A 13,224-nucleotide genomic window follows, 5' to 3' on the forward strand; every position below is an offset into this window, starting at 1 on the left:
ATTTGAAAACTTTATTTGACACAAAAGAACTTTTAAACGAATTTGATATAAATTTAATCGGTATTGATGAAGCAGGACGCGGTGCTTTAGCAGGTCCTATGATGATGGCGGCTTGTAAACTGAACAAAAAACTTGATGGGTTGTGCGATTCTAAAAAACTAAGCGAAAAAAAACGCGAAGAACTTTATGAAATCATCATCAAAAATTCAAATTATCTCATACTTGCTTTTTCTTCAGAACAAATCGACGCACTAGGCTTAAGCACTTGTTTAAAAACAGGCTTAAAGCTTATAAAAAAGCATTTTAAAACAGAAAATAACTTCTTATATGATGGAAACACCAACCTAGGTATAAACGGGATAAAAACACAAATCAAAGCCGATGCTAGCATTTTGCAAGTAAGTGCAGCTAGCATACTTGCAAAAGTTAGTAAAGATAGGGTGATGAATTTCTTAGCTAAAGACTTTCCTTGTTATGAATTTGAAAAAAACAAAGCCTACGGCACAAAAGCTCATAAAGAACTTATAGCTAAATTTGGAATTTGCAAACTCCACCGAAAAAGTTTTAAACTTTTATGATTATTTTGCTAAATTTTGATGCAAACTCAAAGCACATTCTATACCATCTTTTATAGCCCAAACAACTAAAGATTGTCCTTTTCTAGCATCTCCACAAGCAAAGATTTTTTTATGAGTGGTTTGGAAATTTTCTGTGCTTATGTTGTTTTTCTCATCTAATTTCACTCCAAAATTTTTAGCGATAGCTTCTTCGCACCCGCTAAAACCCATAGCTAAAAGTACTAAATCTGCTTTATAAGTTTTTTTAGAATTTGAAATTTCGACATTTATAGCTTTGCCTTCTTTAAACTCACGTTTTAAATCATTTGCTTCAACACCTTCTACATGAGTTTTTCCTAAAAATTTCTTTGTCATTTTTTGATATTCCCTAGGATCTTTGCCATATACAGCAATGGCTTCTTCTAAACCATAATCAGTAGTAAAAATGTCAGCTTTTAAAGGCCAAGGATTGTTTTGGCTTCTTTGCAAAGGTCTTTTTGGACTTCTTTCAAAACGCACTATAGATTTGGCCCCTTGTCTTGTCGCCACAGCGATACAATCCACACTTGTATCCCCACTTCCTATAACTAAGACATTTTTACCTTTGGCCGTATCTGCGCCCTTGCCTGTTTTTAACAAAGTTTTGGTATTTTGCGTTAAAAAATCAAGGGCAAATTCAACCCCTTTTAGCTTTCTACCTTCTATATCAAGATCTATAGGCTTGCTTGCTCCTGTACAAAGTACCAAAGCATCAAATTCTTTTAGAAGTTTTGAAACCTTATCTTTGCTGTCTATATTTTCATTCACTTTAAATTCAATCCCACTTTTTTTAAGCAAATCCACCCGTCTTTGAACTATACTTTTATCAAGCTTCATATCAGGGATGCCATACATCAAAAGTCCGCCTATTTTATCGCTTCTTTCAAAAACACTTACTTTATAACCTAGTGAATTTAAAGTATTAGCACAAGCAAGCCCAGCAGGTCCACTTCCTATGATAGCGATTTTTTTGCTATTGTATTGCTTAGGTTTATTTACTCTTACTAAATTTTCTTTAAAAGCATTTTCTATAATGGATAATTCATTATTTTTTATGCTCACACTAACACCATTTATCGCACACACACAAGAATCCTCACAAGGAGCAGGGCAAACACGACCGGTAAATTCAGGAAAAGGATTCGTAAAATCAAGTCTTTCATAAGCTTCTTTCCATAAAGAGTGATAAATAAGATCGTTCCATTCAGGAATGAGATTGTTTAAAGGACAGCCCACATCTTTTCCTTCGCTCATCACACCCGTATGACAAAAGGCTACACCACAATCCATACAACGCCCACCTTGAATTTCTTGTTCTTTTTTATCCAAAGGTATAGTAAATTCTTTGAAATTTAAAACCCTTTCCTTAGGAGCAATTTTTTTAAAATCCATTCTTTTAAAGTCTAAAAAACCTCTTGCATTTCCCATTTTTACTCCTTATTTTTGTGTGATTTTCAAAAATGCTGCTAAATTTGGATCTTTTTCATTTTTACAAAGATCAAGCATTTTTAACATCTTTTCATAATCTCTTGGCATAACTTTAAAAAAGTCTTTTTTATCGAATTTTTCTAAGATATCTTTAGCCTTTTTAGAATCTGTATAAGCAATATGTTTTTCTATCACAGCCTTTAATTCTTTTTCATCCTTAACATTAAGATCTTTAATATCCACAAGCTCGGTATTTACATGAGCTTCATTGTGTCTTCCAAAGATATAAACAACGCCCCCACTCATACCAGCAGCGAAATTCGCACCCACATCTCCAAGAACTACAACTTTTCCACCTGTCATATATTCACAGCCATGCACACCTGTTCCTAAAACCACAGCCAAAGCCCCTGAATTTCTTACACAAAATCTTTCCCCTGCTATACCATCTAAATACACTTCACCTTTTGTAGCTCCGTATAAACAAGCATTTCCTGCGATGATATTTTCTTCAGGCGAAAAAGTGGCTTCATTTGAAATTTTTGCTATAATTTTGCCACCACTTAAACCCTTGCCTAAATAATCATTGCTATCGCCTATAATTTCAAGTTTAATGCCCTTTAATAAAAACGCTCCAAAGCTATTGCCAGCATTGCCTATAGCTTTGATATGGATACTATCTTCATCTAAAGCATCTTTTCCATAAGTTTTTAAAATTTCACTTGAAAGCATAGTCGCAAAAGTACGGCTTTGATTTCCTACTTCTAAAGAAAGCTTGATAGGCTCTTTTTTCTCCACAGCATTTTTACAAAGTGGGAGTAAAATTCTATAATCAATCGTTTTTTCAAGTTTATTGTCTTTATAGTCTTTAAAATGCACAGCGGTTCTATTATAAGTAGGTAAGGATTTTAAAATTTTATCCAAATTTAGCTTTCCTGCTTTACCTTGCACACTTTTTTGGCGGAGTTTATCCACACGACCTATCATATCATCTAGGCGTTCAAAACCAAGTCTTGCCATATATTCTCTAAGTTCCTCGGCTATAAAATACATAAAATTAATCACATCATCTACTTTACCTTTAAAACGATCCCTAAGTTCTATATCTTGAGTAGCTATACCAAAAGGACAGGTATTTAGATGGCAAACTCTCATCATCGTACAACCTAAAACAATCAAAGGTGCGGTTGCAAAGCCAAATTCTTCAGCTCCTAAAAGTGCTGCTATGGCTAAATCACGCCCATTCATAAGCTTTCCATCAGTTTCTAATCTTACCCTATCTCTAAGCTTGTTTAAAATCAAAGTTTGATGCGTTTCAGCCAAACCTAACTCCCAAGGAATTCCTGCATGCGGTATAGAAGTTCTAGGACTTGCACCTGTACCTCCATCATAACCTGAAACAAGGATTAAATTCGCTCCTGCCTTAGCCACACCTGCAGCAACCGTTCCTATGCCATTTTCGCTTACAAGTTTTACTGAAATTTTAGCATCTTTATTGGCATTTTTTAAATCATAAATGAGTTGAGCTAAATCTTCTATAGAATAAATATCATGATGAGGAGGCGGGGAAATAAGCGTCACACCTGCAGTAGAATGTCTAGCCTTAGCTATCCAAGGATAGACTTTAAAGCCCATTAACTGTCCGCCTTCACCTGGTTTTGCGCCTTGAGCGACTTTGATTTGAATTTCTTTTGCATGACTTAAATAGTTTAAATCCACGCCAAAACGCCCACTTGCTACTTGCTTAATGGCTGAGTTTTTATCCACACCCTCTTTGATTTTATAGCGTTCTTCATCCTCGCCACCTTCACCTGAATTTGATTTAGCACCTATTTTATTCATAGCCTGTGCTAAACACTCGTGTGCTTCTTTAGAAATAGAACCATAACTCATCGCCCCTGTTCTAAAGCGTTTAACTATACTTTCTACACTTTCAACCTTATCTATACTGATAGCTTCACTAAAATCAAATTCCATCAAAGAACGCAAATTAACTTGTTTTTCATCTACTAAAGCCGAGTATTTTTTAAAGCTTTTATAGTCTTTGTTGCGACAGGCTTGCTGAAGATTAAAAATCACAAGTGGATCGATTAAATGTTCTTCTTTAGCACTTCTAAAACCATGAATTCCTTTAGAATCTAAAGCCTTATGTGTATCGTTAAAAGCATGTTTGTGTAAAGCAATGAGCTCTTTTTCAAAATCTTCTAAATCCATACCTTCAATGCGTGAAGTTGTAGAAGTGAAGTATTTATCAATCACCTTAGAGCTTAAGCCCAGACATTCAAAAAGTGCAGAGCCATTATAACTTTGCAAGGTAGAAACTCCCATTTTAGAAGCAATTTTGACTATGCCACTTGAACTTGCCTTGATGAAATTTTCTACCGCCTTTTCATAGCTTAAATTTAAATCTTTATTGGCAATGAGTTTTTGTATGCTCTCATAAACCAAATAAGGATTAATAACAGTCGCACCATAACCTAAAAGACATGCAAAATGATGAATTTCTCTAGGTTCACCACTTTCGATAATAAGACTTGTATGTGTTCTTAAATTTTTTCTTACTAGATGATTATGCACTCCAGAAACAGCAAGTAAAGCAGGGATATAAGCGTTTTTTTCATCCACTCCTTTATCGCTTAAAATGATAATAGAAGCACCTTTTTTAACCTCATCTTCTATCTTAACGCAAAGCTCATCTAAAGCCTTTTCTAAAGTTTTTTGAGAATAATCATAAAGTATAGAAAATTCTTTAACTTGAAATTTATTTAAAGCTTTAACTTCAAAAAGCTCTTCATTGCTTATCACAGGCAAGGCTATTTTTACGCGTTTTGCATTGTTTTCATCAGGTTTTAATAAATTGCCTTCGCTTCCTAGATAAATCCTAGTAGAAGTAACGATCTCTTCTCTTATAGCATCAAGAGGAGGGTTAGTTACTTGTGCAAAAAGTTGTTTAAAATAATTATACAAAGGTTGATAAGTTTTAGAAAGTATAGCTAAAGGAGTATCTACGCCCATAGCTGCTATAGCTTCTTTACCATTTTGAGCCATAGCAGCCACACTCATTTTAAGCTCATCATAACTCCAACCAAAAGCTTTTTGAAGTTTTAAAACCTCATCTTCTTTTAAAAACTGATGTTTATAAACTCCACTTTTTTGTTTTTCAAGTTCAACTAAATTTTTAAGCCATTTTTTATAAGGCTTAGCATTAGCATAATGCTCTTTGATTTCATTATCAGCTATAACCCTACCTCTTGCTGTATCAACGAGTAAAAGTTTTCCAGGTTCTAAGCGTTTTTTGGCTTTGATATTTTTTTCATCAAGTTTTAAAGCCCCTGTTTCACTTGAAAGTATGAGCATATCATCTTTTGTAAGATAATACCTTGAAGGACGAAAACCATTTCTATCCAAACTCGCCCCCATAATCACTCCATCAGTAAAAACTATAGCAGCAGGCCCATCCCAAGGCTCCATCAATAAAGAATGATATTCATAAAAAGCACGCTTTTTGCTTTCCATATTTTCATTTTTATGCCAAGGTTCTGGCACCATCATCATAAAAGCTTCTTCTAAAGTGCGACCATTTAGAGCTAAAAATTCTAAAGTATTATCAAACATTGCAGAATCACTGCTAGGCTTAGCTATGATAGGAAAAATTTCATCTAAATTTTCAAAATACTCACTTTGCATCAAGCCTTCTCTAGCTCTTATGCTATCAACATTTCCGCGTATAGTATTAATCTCTCCATTATGCACCATATAGCGGTTTGGATGAGCTCTTTCCCAACTTGGGAAGGTATTAGTCGAAAAGCGAGAATGCACCAAAGCGATAGCTGATTTCATATTGACATCTTTAAAATCAAGATAAAAATCGCTCAATTGAGTTGAAAGAAGCATTCCTTTATAAACTATGGTACGTGAAGAAAAACTTGAAAAATAAAATTTTGGCACATTAATAGCTCTTTTTTCTATAAGGCGACGCGTACTATAAAGCACTCTTTCAAACTCAAGTCCTGCACTTATTTTACTTGGTTTTTTCACAAAGGCTTGTAAAAAATAAGGCATAGCTTTTAAAGCACTTGCACCTATATCGCTAGGATTAAAAGGCACTTCTCTAAAACCTAAAAATTCAAGTTTTTTATCCTTTAAACCTTGTAAAAATATTTCTTTTGCTTCTTCTTTTGCATCAGTATTGGGTGATAAAAACATCTGTGCTACAGCATAATTACCCTTTTTAGGAAGTTCAAAACCCAATTCTTGAGTTTTAAAAAAATCATGTGGAATTTGGATTAAAATCCCAGCTCCATCACCTGAATTTTCTTCAGCTCCTGCACCACCTCGGTGTTCAAGATTCATCAAAATTTCTAAAGCATCACAAATAACCTTATAAGAAGCAATACCGCGTATATTAGCAACTGCAGCGATACCACAGGCATCGTGTTCGTTCTTTGGGTGATATAAACCTATGCTTTGATTATTTTCTAGGATATTTTCTAAATCCATTTTGCTCTCCTTATAAGACTGATTTAAATTTTGTTAGCTTTATAAGGATTATAGCATACATTTTTTTAAAATCGATATAATTTTTATCTTAAAAATAAATAAATTAAAAAATATTTTGATAGATTTGCAAAAATTATAAAAACATGGCGATAATACTACCTAAAATCAATAATGGACCATTATAAAAAATAAAAGTTGGTATGCAAGTATCTTTAATGTGATCGTGTTGTTTATCAGCATTTAATCCTACAGTAGTTCCCATGGTTGTTTCACTGGCTGGACTTCCTGCATCTCCTAAAGCTCCTGCTACTCCTAAGATAAATATAATAAGTGCTGTACTAAAACCAAGTTCCAAACAAATAGGACAAAAAAGCGTAGCTATGATAGGTATAGTTCCAAAAGAAGTACCTATACCCATAGTGATGATAAGTCCTATTAAAAGCATGAAAAATACTGCTAAAAATTTACTTTGCTCCATCCAAGGAACGACTGAATTTACAAGATCTATTACTGATCCACTTTCTTTTAAAACTTCTCCATATCCTGCAGCAACAAGGATAACAAAAGCTATAAAACCCATCATTTTAAGCCCATCATCAAAAACTTCATTGACTTTTGAAAATTCAACTCCACCCAAAATAACCATTAAAACAAAACCCAAAAGCCCTGATAAAGGCAAATTCATAGTCAAAATTTGCAAAATTAAAGTTAAAACAAGCCCAGCTAAAACGCCCCATTCCTTACGCGTCATTTCAAGATTTTCTAAATCCACTTTAGTAATTTCTACTTCTTGATACTCTCTTGACTTACGATAAAACACAAAAAGCGCTAAAAAAAGTCCTGCTATCATACAAATCGCAGCGAAATACATAGTATTTGTAACATCATTTAAAGATACACTTACATTATTTGCATTTAAATTATCTTTTAAAAGATCTTGAAAAGTAAGTCCAAAGCCTACTGGCAAAACCATATAAGGCGTAGTAAGTCCAAAAGTTAAAGCACAAGCAACCGCTCTACGATCGATTTTAAGTTTATTAAAAAGACTTAAAAGAGGTGGAATTAACAAAGGTATAAAAGCCACATGAATAGGAATTAAATTTTGAGAAAAACAAGAAATCAAAGCTATAGACAAAAGCAATAAATATTTTTTATGAGATATAAAATGACTTACTATCTTAATCAAATATGCAGTTAAATTTGTCTTTGAAATCGCTGCGGCAATGGCCCCTAAGAGTATATAGCTAAGAGCTGTTTTTAAATTTTCTTTCATTCCGCTTATAAGTATGTTCATAGTATCTACGAGTTCAAGATGAAAAAATACACCTGCAACAAGAGCTGAGATCAAAAGACTCAAAAGTACATTAAAACGAAACAAACAAAGTAAAGTCATCAAAACAACACTGATAATAATAGGATTAGTAAGTAAAGTCAAAATCATTCCTTAAATAATTTTAAAAATTTAATTGTAAAAAAAACTTAGTTAAAATGTAATAAAACTCGAACATATAATGATTTTATTTTAATATGCAAAATTATAAAAATAATTAATTTTTTTAATCAAAAAGATTAATATAATCAATTATTTAAATTCCTAAAATTTATAATAAAATAAAAAAATCATAAAAATATAAGGATATTTCAATGAAACAAAACAATCAAAAAGAAGATCGCAGAGATTTCTTAAAAAATATAGGATTTGGTTTGCTTGGCATCAGTGTATTGTCAAATTTTTCTTTTGAGAATTTTTTAGGAAGTAAGGCTTTGGCAAAAGAATTGCCTGATTTTAAAATAGAAGGTAAAAAAGATCTTATCTACCATGGCGAAAAACCATTAACAGCAGAAACTGAAATTTATGCTCTTGATTCTGATTTTACCAAACCTGAAAATTTCTTTGTTAGAAATAATGGCTTACCACCAAGCCTAGAAACGATAAAAGAAAGACTTCACAAAGGTTGGACGTTAGAAATTGATGGAGAAAGCATTATCAATAAAAAATCTTACACCATAGAAGATTTAAAAAAGAAATTTAAAACCTATACTTATGCCTTAACAGTTGAATGCGGTGGAAATGGTAGATCCGAAGTTATACCTAGCACAAAAGGAACTCAATGGGGTTATGGTGCAGTAGCTTGCGGTAGATGGACAGGAGTGCGTTTAAAAGATATTTTAAAAGATTGTGGCATCAAAAATGATGCAGTTTATATCGGATATTATGGCATAGATACAAAATTAAATGGTGAAGAAACTTCACCTATTAGTAGAGGAGTTCCTATTTCTAAAGCTTTACAAGATGAAACTCTAATAGCTTGGGCTTATGAAGGCAAAGATATTCCTTTAGTCAATGGCTATCCACTTAGACTTGTTTGTGGTGGTTACCCTGCAAGTACAAGCGGTAAATGGCTTTATAAAATTTCAGTAAGAAATAAAATTCATGATGGTGAAAAAATGGAAGGTTCTTATAAAGTTCCTGTAAATCCGGTAAAACCAGGAGATTTTAACTATAAAGGTGAGATGAAAATCATAGAATCAATGCCTATAAGATCTGTAATTACTAATATCAAAAATGGTTCTGAAATAAAAGCAAATAAAAAATTTGAAGTTAGAGGTAAAGCTTGGGCTGGAGAACTTGAAGTTAGTGAAGTTTATATAAGCAATGATTATGGCGTAACATGGACTAAAGCAAAGGTAGAAAAACCATTAAATAGATTAGCATGGCAAAAATGGAGTGCTCAAATATCAATACCAACAAAAGGATATTATGAAATTTGGGCAAGAGCTATCGATAGTCAAGGTAACAGTCAACCTATGGTTTTAGCACAGTGGAATCCAGGAGGATATATCAATAATGCATGCCATAGAGTTAATGTTTATGGAGTTTAAGTATGAAAAAAATTATATTGATCTTAGCATTGTTTTTAAGTGCAAGTTGGGCTCAAAATCTTGAAATTAACCCTGATACAGGATTGATTATCGATCCTGATTCACCTTTAGTGGAAGCAAATTGTTTAGCTTGTCATGGATCCAATCTCATTACCAATATGCATGCAAGTAGAAAAGCTTGGTTAGCAGCTATAAGATGGATGCAAGATAGTGAAGGACTTTGGGAAATAGAACCTGAAGATGAAGAAAAAATTTTAAATTATCTTGAAAAATATTATGGAGAAAAATACGATACAAGAAGAAGAATTCCTCTAGCTATACTCTTACAAAACAAAACTCATTGAAGAAATGACTTCTTCAATGATAAATTTACACATCCAAATGTTTTACATCTTTAGCGTGTGCTTGGATATAATCGCGTCTTGGTTCAACCTCATCACCCATAAAGAGATTAAAGGTATCATTTGCACTTTGTGCATCTTCAATAGTAATTTTTAAAAGTCTTCTTACGCTTGGATCCATTGTGGTTTCCCAAAGTTGCTCAGGATTCATTTCCCCTAAACCTTTATAGCGTTGTATAGTAGCGCCTTTTTTAGCATTGGTTTCAACATCTTCAAGAACTTCTAAAATATCTTTATCAAATTTCAAGCCTCTGTCTTTAATCTTATCAAAAATATAATTTGCTTCTTCATATAATGGATGAGTGAAAAGTTCTTCGTTGATCACAAGTTCTTCTAAGCCATTTTGAGTTTGAACGAAAGCTCGAATTTCATTTTCATTGATATAATGATTTAAGATATTGTGTCCTTGTGTTTCTAAAAATTGTTTGATTGCACTAAATAATTCTTCATTATTTCCTTTGACTAAATTTGAATTTTCTATCATATAGCGTATTACAGAAATTACATTAAAACGCTTTTCAAGATCTTTTAAAATCACACGATAAGCTGCGACGATTTTTAAATAATCTTTTAAATCATTCATTCCTATACCTTCATAGTTTAAACCTTCTATTCCCGTTTCTATCAGGTATTCACTCAAAGCTTTTTCATCTTTTAAATAAATTTGCTTTTTAGCTTTTTTATAAAGATATAAAGGTGGTTGTGCTAAATAAATATGTCCATTTGCCACAAGTTCATTCATAAAACGGAAGAAGAAAGTTAAAAGCAATGTTTGTATATGTGATCCATCAACATCCGCATCTGTCATGATGATAATTTTATGATATCTAAGTTTTGAAAGATCAAAATCTTCACCTATACCACAGCCAAAAGCGGTAATCATATTTTGAATTTGCTCAGATTTTAAAATTTTATCCAGTCTTGCTTTTTCAACATTTAAAATTTTACCACGCAAAGGCAGTATAGCTTGGAAAGATCTTTCTCTACCTTGTTTTGCAGAACCTCCTGCAGAATCCCCTTCCACAAGATAAATTTCACTTTCACTTGGATCTTTACTTTGACAATCAGCTAATTTTCCTGGTAAAGTTCCTACGCTTAAACTTTCTTTTTTACGCGTTAATTCTCTAGCTTTTTTCGCTGCTTCTCTTCCGCGTGCTGCCATTAAAGCTTTGTTCATTATAGCTTTAGCTTCGATAGGATTTTCTTCAAAATATTTAGTCAAATACTCAAAACTTGCTTTTGAAACTATAGGACGCACATAAGTTGAACCAAGTTTTCCTTTGGTTTGTCCTTCAAATTGTGGTTCAGGCACCTTTACACTTACAACAGCAATCAAACCTTCACGCACATCTTCACCCGTGATTTTATTATCCTTTTCTCTAGCACTTGCATTTGCTTCTATATAGTTACTTATCACACGAGTTAAGCCCATTCTAAAACCAGCTTCGTGTGTTCCACCATCTGGGGTTTTGATATTATTTACAAAAGAGAGTAAATTTTCACTATAAGTATCATTGTAAAGCAAAGCTACTTCAACATTCACATCTTCTTCATCTACGCTAAAGAAAATTGCTTTAGTTAAAGCTTCTTTTTTATTTAAGTCTGTAACAAACTGAGAAATTCCACCTTCAAAGTGAAAACTTTCATGTTTGCCTACGCGGTTATCTTTAAAATTTATAGTAATTTTTGGATTTAAGTATGCAAGTTCACGAAATCTTTTAGCCAAAATTTCATAATCAAATTCAGTCACTTCAAAAATTTGATCATCAGGCCAAAATTCTATAGTTGTTCCTGTTTTTTTACTTTTTCCTATCACACCAAATTCACTGATAACTTTACCTTCTGAAAATTCTTGACGATAAATTTCTCCATTTCTTTCAACTGTAGCTACAAGTTTTTTAGAAAGTGCATTTACAACCGAAACCCCAACACCGTGCAAACCGCCTGAAACTTTGTAAGTATCTTTATCGAATTTTCCCCCTGCATGAAGGACAGTTAAAACAACAGTTAAAGTTGGCATATTTTCAGTTGGGTGCATATCAATAGGAATACCACGACCATTATCACTAACTATACAGCTTCCTTCAGTAGTGATTTCTACATCTATAGTATCACAATGTCCTGCCATAGCTTCATCGATAGAATTATCCACAACTTCATAAATCATATGATGAAGTCCGCCTATGTTTGTATCTCCTATATACATACCTGGGCGTTTTCTAACAGCTTCTAAGCCTTTTAAGACTTTAATATTACTCGCACCATAATTTTCTTGCATATTTTTCCTTTATCTTTTACTTGTTTTATTACAAAATCATAGGCATGATAATCATTGATAGTCCTTGGGATTTGACTATAAATGCTGAATTAGATTCATTTACACTTAAAGTGAATTTTTCTTCTTCTATAGAAGTTAAGAAATCAAGTAAATATTTGATTTTTATAGTAAGATTAAATTCTTCACTTACTCCTGTTTGAATTTCAAGCTCTGTTTTTGCTTCCATATTATCTAAACTTATACCTTCAAAGATGATTTTATCTTTGTTAAAATGAAGTTTCATTTTTTCAGTTACAACGCTGATTTTTTTAAGACTATCTATAAAATCTTCAGTTGAAAAACTGAGTTCTTGTTTGAAAGTTTTTGGTATAACTTTTTCATAATCTGGAAATTTATCGTTAATAAGTTTTGTAAAGAATTCAAAATTTTCATTTTTAGCGATAAGCATATTTTGATCGTAAAAAATTTCTATTTTTTCATAGAAAAGTTTTTGCATTTCCATGATAGCTTTTTTAGGGATACTAAAACTAAATTCTTGATTATTTGCTTTTTCTAAAGTATAGATTGCAAGGCGTTTTGTATCAGTTCCTACGAAGTTAATTTTATCTGTTTTTATATCTAAAAATGCACCATTTAAAGAGTATTTTGGGTTGTTTGTATCAATACTTGGTAATATCTTTTTAAGAGAACGACTTAAGTCACTTGAATCAATGTCAAATTGGTTTTTTCCTTCTGTATTTGGAAAATTTGGAAAATCTTCATGATTAAACATAGGAAGTTTGTATTTTGTGCTTTTTTGTCTTATAAATAAAAAATTATCAATGGTTTCTAAAACAACTTCTTCATTGTTTAAGCTTTTAATAACATCTGCAATACTTTTTGCATTTGCAGTAGCAAAACCACTTGATTCTACGCGAATTTTTTTTATTTTATAGTTGATACCTATTTCATAATCACTAGCTCTAATAAGAAGTTTATCTTCATCAGCATGAAAAAAAAGATGAGAAGTAATAGTGCTTGAGTCTTTTTTTTCTACATAAGCATTACATAAAATCACTGCAGATTCTAAAGTATTTTTATTGATACTTAACTTCATTTTTTCTCCTTGGTTTATTTTAATTTTAAATTCGTTGTAATA

8 protein-coding genes are annotated in these 13,224 nt (G+C 32.3%); 3 read left to right on the forward strand and 5 right to left on the reverse strand.

Annotated features, from left to right (window positions below; translation table 11 throughout):
* Nucleotides 1–2 precede the first annotated feature (2 nt).
* Nucleotides 3–578, forward strand: a complete 576-nt coding sequence (locus tag ELQ04_RS04115) for a ribonuclease HII (protein ID WP_002866799.1) — start codon at nucleotides 3–5, stop codon at nucleotides 576–578.
* On the opposite strand, the gene ELQ04_RS04120 is transcribed toward ELQ04_RS04115, so the two are convergent.
* The 3 genes from ELQ04_RS04120 to ELQ04_RS04130 form a co-directional block, all read right to left on the reverse strand.
* Complete coding sequence (locus tag ELQ04_RS04120; protein WP_044778111.1) at nucleotides 579–2,024, reverse strand: glutamate synthase subunit beta; 1,446 nt, start codon at nucleotides 2,022–2,024, stop codon at nucleotides 579–581.
* 9 nt (nucleotides 2,025–2,033) lie between these two features.
* A complete protein-coding gene (gltB, locus tag ELQ04_RS04125; RefSeq protein WP_134224450.1) occupies nucleotides 2,034–6,524 on the reverse strand; it encodes a glutamate synthase large subunit in 4,491 nt (1,496 codons plus the stop codon).
* Between the two features lie 133 nt (nucleotides 6,525–6,657).
* The gene (locus tag ELQ04_RS04130; protein WP_134224452.1) at nucleotides 6,658–7,965 is read right to left on the reverse strand and encodes a Na+/H+ antiporter family protein; all 1,308 of its coding nucleotides are present in this window, start codon (nucleotides 7,963–7,965) and stop codon (nucleotides 6,658–6,660) included.
* Between the two features lie 203 nt (nucleotides 7,966–8,168).
* Between ELQ04_RS04130 and ELQ04_RS04135 the strand changes: the two genes are divergently transcribed.
* On the forward strand, nucleotides 8,169–9,407 hold the full coding sequence (locus ELQ04_RS04135) for a sulfite oxidase (RefSeq protein WP_002937531.1): 1,239 nt from the start codon (nucleotides 8,169–8,171) through the stop codon (nucleotides 9,405–9,407).
* Nucleotides 9,408–9,409: 2 nt separating this feature from the next.
* Nucleotides 9,410–9,751 carry a monoheme cytochrome C gene (locus ELQ04_RS04140; RefSeq protein ID WP_002853099.1) on the forward strand — a complete coding sequence of 114 codons (342 nt, stop codon included), beginning with the start codon at nucleotides 9,410–9,412 and terminating at the stop codon, nucleotides 9,749–9,751.
* A 25-nt stretch (nucleotides 9,752–9,776) separates the two neighbouring features.
* On the opposite strand, the gene gyrB is transcribed toward ELQ04_RS04140, so the two are convergent.
* Both gyrB and dnaN read right to left on the reverse strand, forming a co-directional pair.
* Nucleotides 9,777–12,086 (reverse strand): DNA topoisomerase (ATP-hydrolyzing) subunit B, encoded by a 2,310-nt coding sequence (gyrB, locus tag ELQ04_RS04145; RefSeq protein WP_044778107.1) that lies wholly within the window; start codon nucleotides 12,084–12,086, stop codon nucleotides 9,777–9,779.
* Between the two features lie 28 nt (nucleotides 12,087–12,114).
* Nucleotides 12,115–13,182, reverse strand: coding sequence for a DNA polymerase III subunit beta (gene dnaN, locus ELQ04_RS04150; RefSeq protein WP_044778106.1), 1,068 nt, complete (start codon nucleotides 13,180–13,182; stop codon nucleotides 12,115–12,117).
* Nucleotides 13,183–13,224: the final 42 nt, after the last annotated feature.

The organism is Campylobacter sp. CH278, assembly GCF_004378845.1.
Taxonomy (GTDB): Bacteria; Campylobacterota; Campylobacteria; order Campylobacterales; family Campylobacteraceae; genus Campylobacter_D; species Campylobacter_D jejuni.